Annotated in this window: 15 protein-coding genes and 1 tRNA gene; 9 read left to right on the forward strand and 7 right to left on the reverse strand. The window is 66.8% G+C overall.

What is annotated here, in order from left to right; genetic code table 11:
• Nucleotides 1-71: 71 nt before the first annotated feature.
• The 5 genes from rplT to A0W70_RS14805 all read right to left on the reverse strand — a co-directional run bounded on the left by rplT (nt 72) and on the right by A0W70_RS14805 (nt 3,479).
• Nucleotides 72-431: a 50S ribosomal protein L20 gene (gene rplT, locus A0W70_RS14785; protein ID WP_070989824.1), complete on the reverse strand. Its 360-nt coding sequence runs from the start codon at nt 429-431 to the stop codon at nt 72-74.
• A gap of 12 nt (nt 432-443) precedes the next feature.
• A complete protein-coding gene (rpmI, locus tag A0W70_RS14790) occupies nt 444-641 on the reverse strand; it encodes a 50S ribosomal protein L35 (protein WP_070989826.1) in 198 nt (65 codons plus the stop codon).
• A 194-nt stretch (nt 642-835) separates the two neighbouring features.
• Entirely contained in the window at nt 836-1,396 is a 561-nt protein-coding gene (infC, locus tag A0W70_RS14795; protein ID WP_075109888.1) for a translation initiation factor IF-3, read from the reverse strand.
• On the reverse strand, nt 1,359-3,287 hold the full coding sequence (gene thrS / locus A0W70_RS14800; RefSeq protein ID WP_070989933.1) for a threonine--tRNA ligase: 1,929 nt from the start codon (nt 3,285-3,287) through the stop codon (nt 1,359-1,361). The genes infC and thrS overlap by 38 nt, the downstream gene beginning before the upstream one ends.
• Nucleotides 3,288-3,402: 115 nt before the next feature.
• Nucleotides 3,403-3,479, reverse strand: a tRNA-Val gene (locus tag A0W70_RS14805).
• A gap of 203 nt (nt 3,480-3,682) precedes the next feature.
• Here A0W70_RS14805 and A0W70_RS14810 point away from each other — a divergent pair.
• A complete protein-coding gene (locus tag A0W70_RS14810) occupies nt 3,683-5,686 on the forward strand; it encodes a sodium-translocating pyrophosphatase (protein ID WP_070989828.1) in 2,004 nt (667 codons plus the stop codon).
• A 48-nt stretch (nt 5,687-5,734) separates the two neighbouring features.
• Here the strand turns inward: A0W70_RS14810 and A0W70_RS14815 are convergent, their stop codons facing one another.
• Nucleotides 5,735-6,955 carry a lytic murein transglycosylase gene (locus tag A0W70_RS14815; RefSeq protein WP_070989830.1) on the reverse strand — a complete coding sequence of 407 codons (1,221 nt, stop codon included), beginning with the start codon at nt 6,953-6,955 and terminating at the stop codon, nt 5,735-5,737.
• A 297-nt stretch (nt 6,956-7,252) separates the two neighbouring features.
• Between A0W70_RS14815 and A0W70_RS14820 the strand changes: the two genes are divergently transcribed.
• The 3 genes from A0W70_RS14820 (at nt 7,253) to A0W70_RS14830 (ending at nt 12,582) form a co-directional block, all read left to right on the forward strand.
• Nucleotides 7,253-8,263: a GGDEF domain-containing protein gene (locus A0W70_RS14820; protein ID WP_070989832.1), complete on the forward strand. Its 1,011-nt coding sequence runs from the start codon at nt 7,253-7,255 to the stop codon at nt 8,261-8,263.
• 148 nt (nt 8,264-8,411) lie between these two features.
• Nucleotides 8,412-11,153, forward strand: a complete 2,742-nt coding sequence (locus A0W70_RS14825; protein ID WP_070989834.1) for a cation-translocating P-type ATPase — start codon at nt 8,412-8,414, stop codon at nt 11,151-11,153.
• Nucleotides 11,154-11,193: 40 nt separating this feature from the next.
• Complete coding sequence (locus A0W70_RS14830; RefSeq protein ID WP_070989836.1) at nt 11,194-12,582, forward strand: MFS transporter; 1,389 nt, start codon at nt 11,194-11,196, stop codon at nt 12,580-12,582.
• A 34-nt stretch (nt 12,583-12,616) separates the two neighbouring features.
• Here A0W70_RS14830 and A0W70_RS14835 read toward each other — a convergent pair whose 3' ends face one another.
• Nucleotides 12,617-13,408 (reverse strand): ADP-ribosylglycohydrolase family protein, encoded by a 792-nt coding sequence (locus tag A0W70_RS14835; protein ID WP_070989839.1) that lies wholly within the window; start codon nt 13,406-13,408, stop codon nt 12,617-12,619.
• Nucleotides 13,409-13,591: 183 nt separating this feature from the next.
• On the opposite strand from A0W70_RS14835, the gene A0W70_RS14840 reads away from it, so the two are divergent.
• The 5 genes from A0W70_RS14840 (at nt 13,592) to A0W70_RS14860 (ending at nt 17,524) form a co-directional block, all read left to right on the forward strand.
• Entirely contained in the window at nt 13,592-13,858 is a 267-nt protein-coding gene (locus A0W70_RS14840) for a DksA/TraR family C4-type zinc finger protein (RefSeq protein ID WP_070989845.1), read from the forward strand.
• A gap of 275 nt (nt 13,859-14,133) precedes the next feature.
• Nucleotides 14,134-14,625 carry a DUF6505 family protein gene (locus A0W70_RS14845; protein WP_139150894.1) on the forward strand — a complete coding sequence of 164 codons (492 nt, stop codon included), beginning with the start codon at nt 14,134-14,136 and terminating at the stop codon, nt 14,623-14,625.
• A 32-nt stretch (nt 14,626-14,657) separates the two neighbouring features.
• Complete coding sequence (locus tag A0W70_RS14850) at nt 14,658-15,173, forward strand: DUF3305 domain-containing protein (RefSeq protein WP_070989849.1); 516 nt, start codon at nt 14,658-14,660, stop codon at nt 15,171-15,173.
• On the forward strand, nt 15,154-15,849 hold the full coding sequence (locus A0W70_RS14855; RefSeq protein ID WP_070989852.1) for a DUF3306 domain-containing protein: 696 nt from the start codon (nt 15,154-15,156) through the stop codon (nt 15,847-15,849). The genes A0W70_RS14850 and A0W70_RS14855 overlap by 20 nt, the downstream gene beginning before the upstream one ends.
• Nucleotides 15,836-17,524 carry a 4Fe-4S binding protein gene (locus A0W70_RS14860; protein WP_070989854.1) on the forward strand — a complete coding sequence of 563 codons (1,689 nt, stop codon included), beginning with the start codon at nt 15,836-15,838 and terminating at the stop codon, nt 17,522-17,524. The genes A0W70_RS14855 and A0W70_RS14860 overlap by 14 nt, the downstream gene beginning before the upstream one ends.
• Nucleotides 17,525-17,572: the final 48 nt, after the last annotated feature.

Here is a 17,572-nt window from a genome sequence, read left to right on the forward strand (position 1 = left end):
TGTCGATGCCCGGAGGAGCGGGCGGGGAGGAATGTCGTCCGGGCCGCCGCAGCGGCCCGGACAACGGTCTATCAGCCTTCGAGGTTGGCCTTCGCCTTCTCGGCGAGCGCGCCGAAGGCCGGCTTGTCGTGCACCGCCATATCGGCCAGCACCTTGCGGTCGACCTCGACCTCGGCGTTCTTCAGGCCGTTGATCATGCGGCTGTACGACAGACCGAATTCCCGCGCCGCGGCGTTGATGCGCGCGATCCACAGGCGCCGGAACTGGCGCTTGCGCTGACGGCGGTCCCGATAGGCGTACTGCCCAGCCTTGATGACCGCCTGGTTCGCGGTGCGGTACGTCCGGCTGCGCGCGCCGTAATACCCCTTCGCCTTGTCGAGAACCTTCTTGTGCTTCGCGTGGGCGGTAACGCCCCGTTTTACTCGTGCCATCGTCGATTCTCCTTAGAGGTAGGGCAGCAGCCGGCGCAGATGGCCGGAATCCTGCGGTTCGACGATGTCACGCTTACCCAGATTGCGCTTCCGCTTCGTATCCTTCTTGGTGAGGATATGGCGCAGATGCGACTGCTTGTGCGTGTACTTGCCGCTGGCGGTACGCCCGAAGCGTTTCGCCGCCCCACGGTTGGTCTTCATTTTCGGCATGTTGCACTCCCGTTCGTGGATAAGATCCCCCGGCCGAGTCGGAGAGCCACTGCAGCTCGGGGCGGGATGCCCTGTGCATCCCGTTTTGGTCTCGCCGGCCCGCGGGCCGACGAAACGGCTCCGACAGTCTATCCAGTCGGGGCCCGCGTTCCCGGATTACGCTTCGCTTCATCCGGGCTACGACACATCAGTTGTTACCGGTTCTTGCGCGGCGCCAGCACCATGATCATCTGGCGGCCTTCCATCTTCGGAAACTGCTCCACCGTCGCGATCTCCTCGAGATCGTTGCGGACCCGCTCGAGCAGCCGCGAGCCGATCTCGCGGTGCGCCATTTCACGGCCGCGGAAGCGAAGCGTCACCTTGGCCTTGTCCCCCTGTTCGAGGAACTTGGTCAGATTCTTCATCTTGACCCGGTAATCGCCCTCTTCCGTGCCCGGACGGAACTTCACTTCCTTGATCTGGATCTGCTTCGCCTTCTTGCGGGCGGCATTCTTTTTCTTGCTCTGCTCGAACCGGAATCTGCCGTAATCCATGATCCGGCAGACCGGCGGCTCGGCATTCGGGACAACCTCGACCAGGTCCAGGTTCTCCTCTTTGGCCGCCTCGATTGCTTCCTCGACGTTGACGATACCGACCTGCTCACCGTCCGAGCCGATCAGCCGCACCTGCGGCGTATCGATCTGCTCGTTGCGCCGGTTCTTCTTTTCCTGAGCGATATTAAGACCCCTCCAAAACGAAACGACCGTGGCTGGCATCCTCTTCGGCCAGGCCGGCGGCCACTTCCTCGAAGGGACGGCTGCCGAGATCCTGGCCGTCGCGGGTGCGTACCGCCACGGCCCCGGTTTCCAGCTCCCGTTGGCCGATCACCAGCATGTACGGGATACGCTGGAGCGTGTGCTCGCGGATTTTATAGCCGATCTTCTCGTTCCTCAAGTCGGCAAACGCGCGAATTCCCTGCTTTTTCAGGGATTTTTCGATTTCCCTGGCCCTTTCGGCCTGGTCATCGGTGATATTGAGCACCACCGCCTGCGCAGGGGCGAGCCAGGTCGGCAGCCGGCCCTCGAAGTGCTCGATCAGGATCCCGATGAACCGCTCCATGGAACCGAGGATGGCGCGGTGGATCATCACCGGCACTTTCTTCTCGCCGTGCTCGTCCACGTACTGGGCACCGAGACGACCCGGCATCGAGAAATCGAGCTGGATCGTGCCGCATTGCCATGCCCGGTTCAGGCAGTCCTTGAGGACGAACTCGATCTTCGGCCCGTAGAAAGCGCCTTCGCCGGGCTGCACCACATAATCGAGCCCACGCGCATCCAGCGCCTCTTTCAGCGCCTGCTCGGAGCGATCCCAGGCCGCGTCCGACCCGACCCTTTCCGGCGGCCGCAGCGACAGCGCGATATCGATGTCGTCGAAGCCGAAATCGCCATACACCTGGAGCGTCATATCGATCAGCTCGGCGATCTCCGCCTGCAGCTGATCCTCGGTGCAGAACACGTGGGCATCGTCCTGGGTGAAGCGCCGCGCGCGCATCAGGCCGTGCAGCGTACCCGAGGCCTCGTTGCGGTGAACGACACCGAATTCCGCAATCTTTTCAGGGAGATCGCGATAACTCTTCAAGCCTTGATTGAAGAGCTGGACATGCCCCGGGCAGTTCATCGGCTTGATCGCGTAGTCATGATCCTCGATCGAAGTCGAGAACATGTTGTCGCGGAACTTGTCCCAGTGCCCCGAGCGCTTCCAGAGATCGCGGTCGAGGATCTGCGGCGTGTGCACCTCCTCGTAGCCGTACTCCAGCTGGCGCGCGCGCATGTAGTCTTCGAGCACCCGATACAGCGCCCAGCCCCGCTCGTGCCAGAAGACCATGCCCGGCGCGTCTTCCTGGAAGTGGAACAGGTCGAGCTGCCGGCCCAGCTTGCGGTGGTCGCGCTTCGCGGCCTCTTCCAGCCGGTGCAGGTACTGTTTGAGCTGCTTTTTGTCGGGCCAGGCGGTGCCGTAGATGCGCTGCAACATCTCGTTGTTCGAGTCGCCGCGCCAGTAGGCGCCCGCCACCTTGGTCAGCTTGAACGCGCCGAGACGCCCGGTACTCGGCACGTGCGGCCCCCGGCACAGGTCGATGAAATCGTCCTGGCGGTAGAGCGAGATGGTCTCGCCCTGCGGGATCTCGCGGATGATCTCGGCCTTGTACTTCTCGCCCTTCTCCAGGAAGAACGCGATCGCCTCGTCGCGATCCATCACCGAACGCTCGACCGGGATATCGGCCTGCGCCAGCTCCGTCATGCGCGCCTCGATGGCCTCGAGGTCCTCCGGCGTAAAGGATCGCTCATACGCGAAGTCGTAATAGAACCCGTCCTCGATCACCGGCCCGATCGTCACCTGCGCCTCGGGATAGAGCTGCTGTACGGCCTGCGCCATCAGGTGCGCGGTCGAGTGACGGATCATGTGCAGGCCGTCCTCGTCTTTCGGCGTGACGATGGCGAGTTCGGCGTCGTGATCGACCGTGCAATCGGTATCGACGAGTTCGCCATCGACCCGGCCGCCGACGGCGGCCTTCGCGAGCCCAGGGCCGATATCGGCCGCGACATCCGCGACGGTGACGGGCTGATCGAAGTGACGGCGGCTGCCGTCCGGGAGGGTGATTTCCGGCATATCTTTCCCCATCAGTGGTGACCCCTACGCCGGGCCACGTGATCGCGGGCTCCCGTTTCCGGGACCCCGAAAAACAAACGGGCCAGCGTGAAAATCACGGCTGGCCCGGGATTCGTGGTAGGCGCGATTGGACTCGAACCAACGACCCCCACCATGTCAAGGTGGTGCTCTAACCAGCTGAGCTACGCGCCTTTCGTGCTCGGCGCGGATTGTACAGCGTTGCGCCGCTGATTCAATAGTTCGCTCGTGCCTCCGTCCATAATCACAGTGCACGCGGGCACGAATCGCCCACCGGACGAGCATCCGCTCCATGAGTTCGATCGGCAGACTCGCCTCGGGGCGATCAGACGGTATCCTGCTCGACGCATCGACCACATCGCCGCAAGGAGCTGCCGTTGACACCCGAATCGATCACCCTGCTGATCGCCGTCGCTGGATTGCTCGCCGCGCTTGGACTGTATGTAGCAGTCGGGCGTTGGCCGACCGCCGATGCGGCGACCAACGCCCGGACCGCGGCCATCCGACACGGCGCGCGCCTGTTCCTGACCCACGAGTACATCAGGCTGGCGCCCATCGCCGTCGCGGCCAGTATCGCGCTCGGTTGGACACTGGGCCCCGCCGCCGGTGCCGCGTTCCTTGCCGGCGCCCTGCTGTCGGGCCTGGCCAGTGCGATCGGCATGGCGGCCGCCACGCGCGCCAATGTCCGCACGGCCGTAGCGGCCCGCGACCGCGGGCGCGGGCCTGCGCTGTCGGCCGCCTTTTCAGGCGGTGCAGTCATGGGGGTCACGGTGTCCTCACTCGGCCTGCTCGGACTGGCGTCCCTGATCCTCTTGCTCGGGCGCGACGGGGCGGGTACCTCGACCCTGAGCGCGTTCGGCATGGGCGCGTCGGCGGTCGCGCTGTTCGCACGTGTCGGTGGCGGCATCTTCACCAAAGGTGCGGACATCGGCGCGGACCTCGTGGGCAAGATCGAGACCGGCCTCGAGGAGGACGACGCCCGCAACCCCGGCGTGATCGCCGATAACGTCGGCGACAACGTCGGTGACGTGGCCGGGATGGGTGCCGATCTGTTCGAGTCGTACTGCGGCGCAATCATCGCGGCCAGCGCGATCGCGCTCGTACTCCCGCAGGCCGAGGCCACCGCGCTCGGCGGCCGGGCGAGCCTGCTGGCGCTGCCGCTCGCACTGTGCGCAGCCGGGCTCGTCGCATCACTGCTGGCCCTGGGACTGGTGTACATGACCGCTGGCCGGCGGCCGGACCTCGCCCTCGGCCTCGGGGTGGGCGGCGCCACCACGCTGTTTCTGGTGACCGCCCTCGTGGGCGTTCACCTGGCTGCGCTCCCGATGGCGCTGTGGCTCGCCGTGCTGGCGGGCAGCGTCGCCGGCATCGTGATCGGCGGGGTCACCGAGCTCTACACCCGCGGACGCCCCGTCAGCGGTCTGGCCGAAGCGGCGGAGACCGGCGCGGCCACCGTGGTGATCCGCGGCATCGCGCTCGGCATGGAATCGGCCGCCCTGCCCGTGATCGCCGTCGGCGTCGCGCTCTATGCGGCAACGGAACTCGCTGGCCTCTACGGCGTCGCACTGGCCGCCACGGGCATGCTGGCGACGACCGGCATGGTGATGGCTATCGACGCCTACGGCCCGATCGCCGACAACGCAGGGGGGCTGGCCCAGATGGGCGATATGGGCAGCGAGACCCGCGCGATCACGGATGAGCTGGACGCCATCGGCAACACCACCGCGGCGATCGGCAAGGGCTACGCGATCGGCGCGGCCGCGTTGACGGCGCTGGCATTGATGAGCGCGTATGTGGAGACCGTGCGCCAGGCGCAGCCCGGCTTCGTCCTGGACCTGGCCGACCCCATGGTACTGCTGGGCGGATTCATCGGCGCCCTGCTGCCTTTCCTTTTCAGTGCGATGACGATGACCGCGGTGGGACGCACCGCCCAGCAGATGATCGTCGAGATCCGACGCCAGCTCCGCGAGATCCCGGGCCTGCGCGAGGGCAAGGTCCCACCCGACAGCGATCGCTGTACCGACATCGCCTCGAACGCCGCGCTGACGCGCATGCTGCTGCCGGGCGGGACCGCACTCGCCGTCCCCATCCTGGTGGGCGTCGTACTCGGCCCGGGAGCGGTCGGCGGCATGCTGGGCGTGGCGTTGCCCACCGGTGTGGTCCTCGCGCTGTTCCTGGCCAACGCCGGCGGCGCGTGGGACAACGCGAAGAAGCTGATCGAGAGGGGCGCGCACGGCGGCAAGGGCTCGGCCGCCCACGATGCCGCGGTGATCGGCGATACCGTGGGCGACCCCTTCAAGGACACGGCGGGGCCTTCAATGAACATCCTGATCAAGCTGCTCGGGATCGTCAGCCTGACGATCGCGCCCCTGCTACTGTAATCGGCGGACCGGTCTGGGGCCCTGCCGGCGCCCCCGGAGGGACCGGGATCAGTCCTCCGCATGCTCGGCCACCTGCAGGGACAACCGGTCGAGCACTTCCCGCGAAGCGAACCCGTCCGCGATCATCCCCTGCTCTTTCTGGAACCGGCGTATGGCCGCGCGCGTCTTGGGCCCCGGGATGCCGTCGGCCGGACCCGCCTCGAACCCGCGCTGGTTCAATCGTTCCTGCAGGGCGATGACATCATCGCGCGTCATCCGCGGGGCATTGTCCGGTGGCGGATTCATCAGCCCGGAGGCGCCCGCCAGCCGATCGGCCAGATGGCCCACCGAAAGCGCGTAGAACTCGGACTGGTTCCAGCGCATGATGACCTTGAAGTTGTCGTAGACCAGGAACTTCGGTCCCTCGTGACCCGAGGGCACGATCAGGGCCGCTTTGGCGTCTGCCGCTGAAAGGGGACGATCATAGGCGGTGCGAACCCCAAGCTCCTTCCATTCGTGCATGGCGCGACGATTGTCATAGCCCGACAGTTCGTACGGGAAATCCGCCGGCAGTGTCACCTCCCGCCCCCAGCGCCAGCCCGGTTTCCAACCGATCCCCCGCAGGAAATTCGCCGCCGAGGCCATCGCGTCCGGCACGCTGTTCCACAGGTCGCGCCGCCCGTCGCCGTCGTAGTCGACCGCATACTCCGCGAACACCGACGGCATGAACTGCACGTGTCCGAGCGCGCCCGCCCAGGAGCCCTCCATGCGATCCGCCGGGATTGCGCCCTCGTCGACGATGCGCAGGGCCGCCATCAGCTGCTCGGTGAAATAACCGCTGCGCCGCTCGTCACAGGCGAGCGTCGCGAGCGCATCCAGCGTCGATACGCCGCCGAAGTAGCTGCCGAAATTGGTTTCCATGCCCCAGAACGCGACCAGGTAGCGCGGTGGCACACCATATTCGCGGTAGATGTCGCGCAGCAGATCCTCATGGCGATCAAGCAGTTCGCGGCCGCGCTCCACCCGCGTATCCGTGACCCGGCGCCCCAGGTACTCGCTGAATGGCGTGGTGAATTCCGGCTGGGACCGGTCAAGCTCGACCACGCGTTCGACACGCTCCACCTGCGCCAGACTCTCTTCGATGACGGCGGTGGAGATATCCTGGCGGGCGGCCTCTTCGCGGAGGTCCGAGACGCAGGCGGCGAATGCATCGACCGTCGCCGCCTGGGCGCTGCCGGCGAACGGGAGCAGGCACAGGACGACACGGAACAGCTGTCTGGGGGCGATCATCAAAGTGGCCGTGGCAGCAGGGATGCTGCGGTAATGGGTACGGGAGCTTACTTATGGAGCGCACTGTAACGCGTGCAACGCTGCCAGTGTAGCGCCACACGGCCCCGATTTTCGTCCGATCATCGTCCCTTCACTACCGGTGGCGCGCATGGCCGCGAATCCGCGCATTCGGGGGCGGGCCCGGGCCCGGAAAATCGGGTAGGGTACGCCCTCCGTCGAGGCTGTACCATGCGGTCGCCCGTACGGCGATTGGGCCAGGGAATGGATACCCGAACCTATACAGTGAGCGCGGCAAACATGCCAACGAATACGAGTCAGGGAATACTCGACCGCCTGCAGGTGCGGCCGTTCGAAGAATCGATCGTACTCCTCTTCTCCGGGCTGGCCATCGTTTTCATCGTCCCCTTCGGCCTCATCCGGATGGCCGAGGGGAGTTGGGCGCACGGGACACTGGACCTGACGATCGCCGGCATCGCGCTTGCGATCGGCTGTTTCGTCTGGCGGACCGGCCGCACCGAACATGCGGCACCGGTGCTCGTCGCCGTCTTCGCTCTCACCCTGGTCGCGATCACCTGGCTGTTCGGCACCAACATGCTGTTCTGGGCCTACCCGGTTACCACGGCGACGTTTTTTCTGCTTCGCCCGGCAAGCGCGCTGCGGGTCAACGCGGCGACCTTCCTCGCCATTGCCCCCCAGGCCCTGTCCCTTGGCGCCTGGCCGGAGATCGCCGGATTCATCGCACCACTGGCCGCCAACAACGTACTGGCCCTCATCTTCGCCGCTGGCATGCGTCACAGCCGCGCGAACCTGCGCCTGATGGCCGAACGCGATGCCCTCACCGGCATCGGTAATCGTCATGCCTTCGAGCCGGCGCTGATGAACGCCCTGCGCAAACGGCTCGAAGTGGGCACGCCGATCGCCCTGCTCGCGATCGATATCGACCACTTCAAGCGGGTCAACGACCGCCACGGCCACGAGGCCGGCGACCGCGTGCTGATCGAAGTGGCCCGTCTGATCGAGCACTCGGTGCGTGCGGGGGACAGCGTGTTCCGCTACGGCGGCGAGGAACTGGTCGTGATCGCGGACGGCGCCGGCAATGAAGCCGCGGGCCGCATGGCCGAGAAGATCCGTCGTTGGATCCGCCGCACACCCATTCGGGGTATCGGCCCGGTCGCCGTTTCCATCGGCGTCTCTGAGGCGCGACCGGACGATACACCGAAAGCCTGGTTCCAGCGCACGGACGGGCTCTTGTACAAAGCCAAAGCCGGCGGGCGGAATCGGGTCTGCGTGGATACGGATTGCGCCTGACAGGCCAGCACCACGACCGCGCGACTTGGCGGGCGCAGGCATATAGCCAATGGCCGGGGCACGAGAACTTGCGTTGCCATCTATGATCGTCTGGACACGACGCCACTAAATCCGCGCCACAGGCCGGTTCAGCTCAAGGGGATTTCAGATGTCCGGGACCGGTACCGATAACGTTGAAAAACCTCCGGTCCACGCCCTGGATACGGCGCGCGCCCTGCGCGATCTCGATGCACGGGGTAACGGGCTGTCGGCGGACGAGGCGGCGCAGCGCCGTGAACGCTACGGCGAGAATCGATTACCGGAGCCGGCATCGAGGGGGCCGCTGTCGCGCTTCGCCGCACAATTCAACGACACCCTCGTCTACGTCCTTCTGGTGGCCGGAGCGGTAACCGCACTGCTCGAAAAGTGGGTCGACACCGGCGCCATCCTCGGCATCGTCGTCATCAACGCCATCATCGGCGTCTTCCAGGAAGGCCGAGCGGAGCACGCGCTGGCCGCAATCCGGAACATGCTCACGCCGACGGCCACCGTGCGCCGGGATGGCCGGCGGACCACGATCGACGCGGCGTCACTGGTACCGGGAGATATCGTGATACTCGGTCCCGGCGACAAAGTTCCCGCGGACCTGCGCCTGACGCGGGTACGCGAACTGCGCATCGACGAATCGCCGCTCACCGGCGAATCCGAACCGGTCGACAAGATCACGGACCCGGTGGCGCCGGACGCGGCGCTTGGTGATCGTCGCAACCTCGCCTTCTCGGGCAGCCTGGTCAGTAGCGGCGATGGCGAGGGGGTTGTCTGCGCCACGGGCAGTCGCACCGAACTGGGCGCCATGACGACCATGCTGGCGGGCGTCGAACACGTCGCGACACCGCTGACCCGCCAGATGCGACGCTTCGGCAAGCGCCTGACTGTCGCGATCATCGGTATCGCGGCGGCGGTCTTCCTGATGGCCACGGTCGTACGTGCCTGGCCATGGACGGACGCCTTCCTGGCCGCGGTGGGCCTCGCGGTAGCGGCGATTCCACAGGGGCTGCCGGCGATCATGACCATCACGCTGGCCGTCGGTATCCAGGCAATGGCCCGCCGCAATGCCGTGGTTCGGCGCATGCACGCGGCCGAGACGCTCGGTTCGGTCAACACGATCTGCTCCGACAAGACTGGCACCCTGACCCGCAACGAGATGACCGCGGTCACGCTGGCACCAGACGGCGATACGCTGAATGTCACGGGCACGGGCTATGCGCCCGAGGGCGAATTCCGCAGTGGCGAGAAGACGGTGGCTCCGCTCGATGATGAGCGTCTGACCGACCTGCTTCGCGCCTGCCTGCTCTGCAACGATGCGAGCATCGAAGCCGACACGACCGGTCAGTGGCAATTGCAGGGCGATCCGACCGAGGGCGCACTGATCACGGTGGCCCGTAAGGCGGGCCTGGATCCGGATGCGGAAGCCGCGCGGCAGCCCCGGATCGACGCCGTGCCGTTCGCCTCCGAACACCGCTACATGGCGACGCTGCACGGCGGCGAGAACGACCGAACGCGTGTTTACGTCAAAGGCGCGCCCGAACAGATCCTCGGCATGTGCGACCGCAGGGTCACGGCTCGCGGGGTTGAGCGCCTGGACCGGGAGGTCTGGCATGAACGGGCCGAGGCGATCGCGGCCGAGGGCCAACGCGTGCTCGCACTCGCCCGGACCACCCTGCCCGCGGATCAGGAACATCTCGACCACGACGACGTCGCGGGCGATCTGGAGCTGCTCGGCCTGGTCGGGTTGATCGATCCACCCCGCGAGGACGCGCTCACGGCGGTCGCCGAATGCCAGCAGGCTGGAATCCGCGTGAAGATGATCACCGGCGATCACGCGACGACGGCCGCCGCCGTGGCGAAACGCATGGGGATCCATAACGATGACGTCGCCGTACTGACCGGCAATGATCTGGACGCCATGGATGACCAGCGCCTGGCGACCGAAGTCGTGCGCGTTGACGTCTTCGCGCGGGTCAGTCCGCAGCACAAGCTGCGCCTGGTAAAGGCCCTGCAGGCACAGGGCCAAGTGGTCGCGATGACCGGCGACGGCGTCAACGACGCCGCCGCGCTCAAGCGGGCCGACGTCGGTGTGGCCATGGGCCGCAAGGGCACCGAAGTCGCCAGGGAAGCGGCCGACATCGTGCTCACGGACGACAACTTCACGTCCATAGCGGCTGCCGTGCGCTATGGGCGCACCGCCTACGACAACATCAAGCGCTCGGTGCTCTTTCTGCTGCCGACGAACGGCGGCGAGGCGCTCGCCATCATCGCCGCGGTCATCGCCGGGATGCAGCTGCCGGTCACACCGGTGCAGATTCTCTGGGTCAACATGGTCACGGCCGCCACGCTCGGCCTGTCACTGGCATTCGAGCCGGCAGCGCGCGAGGTCATGCGCCGCCCGCCCCGCCCGCCCGGAGAATCGATGATCGAGGCCGCTCTGGTCGGGCGCATCGCACTGGTCGCGCTCACCATGCTCGTCGGCACATTCGGGTTGTACGGTCTGTTGCGTCACGCCGGCGTCGAGCTGGAGGTCGCCCGCACCGCGGCGGTCAATACGCTGGTCCTGTTCGAGGCCTTTTATCTGTTCAATGCCCGCCTGCTCAACAGGCCACTGCGCCACTGGCGGGATCTCGGCGGCAACGTGGCGGTGTGGTATTCCGTCGGCATCGTGGTGCTGTTGCAGCTCGCGTTCACGTACATCCCGCCGATGCAGCTGCTGTTCGGTTCGGCGGCGCTGCCTCCCCTGTACTGGCTGGTGCTGATCCCGCTCACGTTCCTCGTGGTGCCCATCGTCGAATTGGAGAAATACTTCATCGAAAAACGCCGCCGCCGACCGGGTACCGGATTGCCGGCCGGCGCGTGATCCTTACACTGGCCGCTCGTTCACCCTGACGGACTTTCCCTTGTCCTCGACGGATCCCGGTGCCGCGCCGAGCGGAGCCACCACGGCCTCCGGGCGTCTGCGCACCGGACTCGTCCTGCGTCTGTTCATGCCGTTTGCGGCGGGATACTACCTGTCCTACGTATTCCGTACGGTCAACGCGGTCGCCGCCCCGAACCTCGTCGCGGACACCGGCCTCGGGGCCGATGCGCTCGGCTTTCTCACCAGCATGTACCTGGCCGCCTTCGCGCTCCTGCAGCTGCCGCTCGGCATCCTGCTCGACCGCTTCGGGCCACGCCGGGTCGAGGCGGTACTGCTTACGATCGCCGCTGCCGGATCGATCGTGTTCGCGCTCTCGGACGGACTGGTGGGTCTATCGATCGGCCGCGCGCTGATCGGCGTCGGCGTCTCCTGCTGCATGATGGCCTCGTTCAAGGCCTTCGCCATGTGGTTCGCCCCGCACCGCCTGCCGTCGATCTACGCGTGCCTGCTTGCCTTCGGCGCGCTGGGGGCGATCAGCGCGACGGTGCCGGTCGAGTGGTTCCTCGGAATGCTCGGCTGGCGACCGCTCTTTATCGGTCTCGGGCTGTTCGCCCTGGTCGTATCGCTCGCGGTGTTCGCGATCGTGCCCGATCATCACGAACCGCCCGGCCACACGACCTTCGCCGATCAGTTGCGCGGTCTCCGGTTCGTATTCCGCGACCGGTTTTTCCTCGGTATCGCCCCGCTGGCGGCGGTGTCATCGGGGACGTCTCTCGCAATCAACGGCCTCTGGGCCGGCCCGTGGTTGCGCGACGTGGCCGGCCTCGAGCGCGGCGCCGTCGCAACCCATCTGCTGATCATCTCCGCCAGCATGGGCATCGGTTTTCTCGTGCTGGGACTGCTCACCGAACGGCTTACCCGTCTCGGGCTGCGCCCAGTGACGATCGCGGCCGGCGGCATGACGGCATTCATGATCATGGTCACGCTCCTCGCCGTCGGCATGACCGGTCCCATGCTCTGGCTGCTGCTTCTGGGGCTCGGCTTCCTCGCCACCTCGGGCAGCCTCAGCTATTCACTGGTGTCGCGCCACTTCGGCCGGCATCTCGCCGGTCGGGCGAACACCGCCCTGAACGTGCTGGTATTCGTGGCGGCATTCACCATCCAGTGGGCGATCGGCGGGGTATTGAGCGGCTGGGAAGATCCGGCCACGCGCCAATACGACCCGACCGGCTACCGGATCGCCTTCGCCGCAACCGTCGTCCTGCAGGCGATCGCACTGGTCTGGTTTCTGCGGCAATACGCGGTTTATGGACAGCGCGACCCCGGAGAACCGCCACTATCCGGGACAAGAGTAGCGGCGAAAACGGGCGAAGCCGAGTCGATCCCGGTCACGGAGTCCGAGCCCCGCCCGGAACCGCCCCGGCATTGATAACGGTGGATCGGACGGCATCCCGTAGCAGGTCTCAGCCCGGGTCTCCGTCGGGGCCGCCGCCGTGCCGGTCGACGAACCGCTCCGTGACGGCCCGCAGACGCGGGTCGAGGCGCTCCAGGGCACCCGTGCGGATCTCGGCGGGCACGCCGCCGTACCACGCCTCCGCGATCCCGCCGGCGATACAGGCCATGGTGTCGGCATCTCCGCCGAGCGAGATGGCGTTGCGGATGGTGGACTCATAATCATCCGCCTCGAGAAACGCGATGATCGACTCCGGCACGGACCCCTGGCTGGAGACGTCGAAGCGGTAGCGCGGGCGGATCTCGTCCAGGGTGCGGCCGAGATCATAGTCGAACAGCTCTTCCAGCCGTGCCCGGATGGCGGGTTTCTCCTCGCCCTGGCGGGCAAGGAAGATCGCCGTCGCCGTGGCCTGTGCGCCGCGGATCCCCTCCGGATGATCGTGCGAGACGGCGGCGCTGCGCTCGGCTTCGCGCAGCACTTCCTCCAGCGTCCCGCACGCGAACCCGACCGGGCTCACCCGCATCGCTGCCCCGTTGCCATAGCTGTAATACGGCTGCCGATCGCGCGCCGCGGCCCACTGGAAGAAATTCCCGCCAAAGCCGGCATCGGGCCATGCGTGGAAGTAGTCATGGTAGTAATCGGTGTAATCCCCGCCATCCAGAAGGCAGGCGGCGCTCGCGACCGTCAGCACGCTGTCATCCGTGAAACGACAGCGGCGATGGAACAACGGGAAATCCAGCGTCTTCGTGCCCGCGCCTTCGTGGACGGAACCGATGATATCGCCTGCGATCGCGCCGATCATGTCGACCTCCCCGGGCCATGCCCGACACCATGATCGTGCACCACGGCCGTACTTGTCCACGCGGGCCGCGCGACTTGGCACCGCACATCGGCCGGGCCTATCCTCTGTGTAGCGGTGACCGGGCGAGCACCGGGTGCATACCGCCCGTGTAATCGCAGGGGCAAAACGACGGGACAGACCATCATGGCCAAGGGCTTCGGCGACGAAGACGACGTCCACGAGCAGATCGAGAGTACCATCAACGATGAGGTCCAGCGGGCGCGCTCGGCCCTGCCCGAGGGCGAGAGCCTGACCCATTGCGAGGAGTGCGATCGCCCGATCCCGGAGGCCCGCCGTCAGGCCCTTCCCGGCGTGCGGCTGTGTGTCGCCTGCCAGGAGGAACACGACCGGGAACACGGCCGCGACAGCCTGTACAACCGCCGCGGCAGCAAGGACAGCCAGCTGCGGTGATCTGGAGAGCCCTGTAGGAGCGAGCTTGCTCGCGATCGTGCCCGCACACGCCTGGCGGCAATGCCCGGCGTGAATGAAAACCCGTCGGTGCAATCCGCGCATCTTCCGGGCGTGTGAACGTGGCAGCTGTCATCACACGATCGCGAGCAAGCTCGCTCCTACAGGGAACGCGATCGGCTGATGACCAGTCCGCCCGCGGCGCATCGACGCGCCGAACCTTGACGCCGGGATCGGTCGAAGAGTATCTCTGAAACCACGCACCATTGGGGAATATCTTGCGCCTGCTGCGAATACTGCGACTCGACGACTCGGATGCAGAGGTCTACCTGCCCGCCGCCAGGGCCGGCGAACTCGCGGTGCCGGGCACCTTCATGTTCACCTTCGACGACGTGCCGCCAGAGCGCCTCGGCGGCAGTTCGGCCGAGGCGTTCCGCCGCGGCTTCCTCGGGCTCGATTCCCTCGGCTGGGGCACGCTGGTCACGATCGCCGAGGTCAACGACGCCGACCGGCAGGCCGCCCTCGACCGGCTGACCGCCGTGTTCATCGATCGATTCGGCGCGCCCGACGAGGCGGCCGCACGCGCCCAGGCGGAAGAGGAACTCGCATTCGTCGACCGTCTCTGCGAGCGCCCCGTCAATACGATCCTGTCGCTGGAACGTTCGATCGGCGAGGACGACAACGTCGAGGAACAGTTCCATACCCATGAACAGCCACAGGCGAGCTGGGAAAACCCGCATCCGGTGGTCCGTATCATCCCGGAGGCCTGAGGCATGACCGCAACGAAAGCCAGGTGGCAGCGATGAACGGCCGCACCGGTCAGGGCCGGCCGGAGAAGATCCGGCCGGTACGCGTACTCATGCGCCGCAGCGAGAACCCCGACTCGCCCTGGGGCATCCCGCGCTGGGAACTGCTGGCGGTGCTGCCGGATACGGACCCGCCCGAGCAGCGCGAACGCCGTCTCGTCCACCAGTCGGAGGGACAACACGATTTCGAGTGGGCCGGTCTGCGCGTGTTCATGTTCCGCGATGCCGCCGAGAGCTATTGGTACAACCTCGTGGGCCGCGATCCTTCGCTGTGCGTGATCTGCCGTCCCGGGCACGACATCGACCTCGAACCCTTCGTCGTGACCGCGAACTACGACGAAGCCGGCGCGCACATGGAAACCGACGACACCGTGTTTTCCGCACCGCTGCCGGCCGAACTGGTCACCGAACTGGAAGAGTTCGTGATGAAGCACTACCGGCCCGTCAAACCCCACAAACGCCAGCGTCGCAACTGGGCCGCGGAGGCCGAAGATGCCCAGCGACGGAAATAGCCGCCGCTCCAGGCGTACCCGGAGCGAGGATTCCTTCCTCGCACGCTGGTCCCGGCGCAAACACGAGGCCGAACACGGCCGCCCGGCGGAAGAGGCCGAAGCGACAGAAGCGCCGGTCGACACGGATGCGCAGGCGCCCGCTGCCGACAACGGGGACGTTGACGACCCCGAAGCGAGCGGATCCGCCCAGCAGACGGCAGCGGCGGACGCGGAGGCGGATCTCCCCCACCCGGACACGCTCGACCGCGACAGCGACTTCAGCGTCTACCTCACGAAGCGCGTTTCCAGCGCGTTCCGCCGCGCCGCCATGCGCCGGCTGTTCTCGGCGCCCGAATTCAATGTGCGCGACGGCCTCGATGATTACGACGAGGACTACACCCAGTTCCAGTCGCTCGGCAACACCGTGACCGCTCATATGCGCCACCACACCGAGCGCCTGCGCCAGCGCGAACAGGACAAGGCCGAGCAGGCCGAGCGCGATGCCGAGGCGGAGCGTGCGCGGACCGCCGAAGGGGACGAGGCCGAGCACGCCCCGGACGAGTATACGGACGCCACGCCGGCAACGGACGCGCAGCAGGCAGAGACGACGGATGACCAGACACCCGCCGACGATGCGCCGGAGGCCACCGGCACGGCGCGAACGGCAACCAACCGGGATACCGATGACACCACCTGATGCGATACCGGCACTGCCGGCGGACTCGACCGACGGGCAGGCCCGGGCGGCCGCATGCAACACCCCACACGGGCACGGCGCGACGCCGGAACCCATCGCCTTCGTGACCTATAACGCGGGCAACCGCGTACTCGTAAAAGGCCCGCTCGAGACCGCCACCGCGGCCGCGCGCCGGATCGACGGATCGCTCGATGTGCGTGTACTCGCGACCGATCCCGACAGCGACCGGCTCGAACGCCCGGATATCGAGGATTTCGGGCCGCGCCTGCTGCGTGCGCGGCCCGAGGGGGTAGACGGCTATCTGGGCGCGTTCCGCATCTCGATCCACGATGGCGAGCAGAGCCTGGACCTGTGCAAAGGCTTTGGCCTCGACCCGGCCGAGACCTTCGATCTGGTGGTCGACCTGGACCGGCCGGCGGCGATCCGGCGCCAGAAGTTGCCCCTGGGGTATTTCGCGCCCGGTGACGAGACCGCGCTCGCCGAAGTGCTGGACGGTCTGCCGGACCTCGTCGGTGATTTCGACAAGCCACGCTATTTCGATTACGACCCGAACCTCTGCGTCCATGGCAGCCGCGGCCAGAGCGGCTGCACGAACTGCCTCGACAGCTGCGCCACGGAAGCCATCCACTCGCTCGGCGAGCGGATCGAGGTGGACCCGTTCCTGTGCCTAGGCTGCGGCAGCTGCGCGACCGCCTGCCCGACCGGCGCGATCACCTACACGGCGCCCTCGGGCGAGCAGATCGTCGACGAACTGCGCCGGCTGCTGCGCCGCTACCGCGAGGCCGGCGGCAGCAATCCGGTCGTCCTGTTCCACGACGCCGAGGCCGGCGCGAGCGCGCTGGCCGCATGGCGCACGGACCTGCCGGAGTCGGTCCTGCCGGTGGAAGTGGAAGACACGGGCGGCATCGGCCCCGACGCCTGGCTGGCCGCGCTGGCCTTCGGCGCCGGTCGCGTCGTCCTGGCGATGCCGGGCGACACGCCGCCATCGGAACGGGCGGCGACCGCCGACCAGATGGAAGTCGCACAGGCTGTTCTCGCCGGTCTGGCCATTCCCGCCGAGCGACTCGGGATCGTCGACATCGGCGGCGACGAAAGCGCCCTCACCGGTGACGCCGCCCCCGTGATCGGAGAACCCGCTACGTTCGCCGGGCTCGGCGACAAGCGTGCACGCATGCGCCGGGCCATCGAACACCTGTATCGGCAGACCGGCGCGACCGCGACCGTCCAGGCGCTGCCCGCCGCGTCACCGCTTGGCACGATCGAAGTGGACCAGGACGCCTGCACCCTGTGCATGGCCTGCGTCTCCGTCTGCCCGACCCAGGCCGTACTTGGCGGCGGTGACGAACCGAAGCTCAAGTTCCGCGAGGATCGCTGCGTACAGTGCGGCATGTGCGAGACCACCTGCCCCGAAGACGCGATCGTCCTGCAGCCACGGATCGATTTCGCCGCCCAGGTCGAACCGGAAGAGCGCGTACTCAATGAAGAAGAGATGCACCAGTGCCCCGGCTGTGGCAAGGCGTTTGCGCCGGTCAAGGTCATCCAGCGCATGGAGGAACGCCTCGCCCAGCACTGGATGTTCGCCGACGAGGCGGCCCGCCGCCGCCTCTGGCTCTGCGAAGACTGCCGCGTGAAGGCGATGATGCGCGATCAGGGCTCGATCAACGTCAACAACTAATGAGCGCGAATTTTTGTTCCAGAATGTTTTTTTTACATATTCGGATCG

Origin of the sequence: Halofilum ochraceum, from assembly GCF_001614315.2 — a bacterium.
GTDB classification, from domain to species: domain Bacteria; phylum Pseudomonadota; class Gammaproteobacteria; order XJ16; family Halofilaceae; genus Halofilum; species Halofilum ochraceum.

Coding starts and splice junctions, on each gene's coding strand:
- rplT (WP_070989824.1), bottom strand. CDS start 431: ATGGCACGAGTAAAACGGGGCGTTACCGCCCACGCGAAGCACAAGAAG.
- A0W70_RS14860 (WP_070989854.1), top strand. CDS start 15,836: ATGACACCACCTGATGCGATACCGGCACTGCCGGCGGACTCGACCGAC.
- rpmI (WP_070989826.1), bottom strand. CDS start 641: ATGCCGAAAATGAAGACCAACCGTGGGGCGGCGAAACGCTTCGGGCGT.
- A0W70_RS14850 (WP_070989849.1), top strand. CDS start 14,658: ATGAACGGCCGCACCGGTCAGGGCCGGCCGGAGAAGATCCGGCCGGTA.
- thrS (WP_070989933.1), bottom strand. CDS start 3,287: ATGCCGGAAATCACCCTCCCGGACGGCAGCCGCCGTCACTTCGATCAG.
- A0W70_RS14825 (WP_070989834.1), top strand. CDS start 8,412: ATGTCCGGGACCGGTACCGATAACGTTGAAAAACCTCCGGTCCACGCC.
- A0W70_RS14835 (WP_070989839.1), bottom strand. CDS start 13,408: ATGATCGGCGCGATCGCAGGCGATATCATCGGTTCCGTCCACGAAGGC.
- A0W70_RS14840 (WP_070989845.1), top strand. CDS start 13,592: ATGGCCAAGGGCTTCGGCGACGAAGACGACGTCCACGAGCAGATCGAG.
- A0W70_RS14855 (WP_070989852.1), top strand. CDS start 15,154: ATGCCCAGCGACGGAAATAGCCGCCGCTCCAGGCGTACCCGGAGCGAG.
- infC (WP_075109888.1), bottom strand. CDS start 1,396: ATGCCAGCCACGGTCGTTTCGTTTTGGAGGGGTCTTAATATCGCTCAG.
- A0W70_RS14820 (WP_070989832.1), top strand. CDS start 7,253: ATGCCAACGAATACGAGTCAGGGAATACTCGACCGCCTGCAGGTGCGG.
- A0W70_RS14815 (WP_070989830.1), bottom strand. CDS start 6,955: ATGATCGCCCCCAGACAGCTGTTCCGTGTCGTCCTGTGCCTGCTCCCG.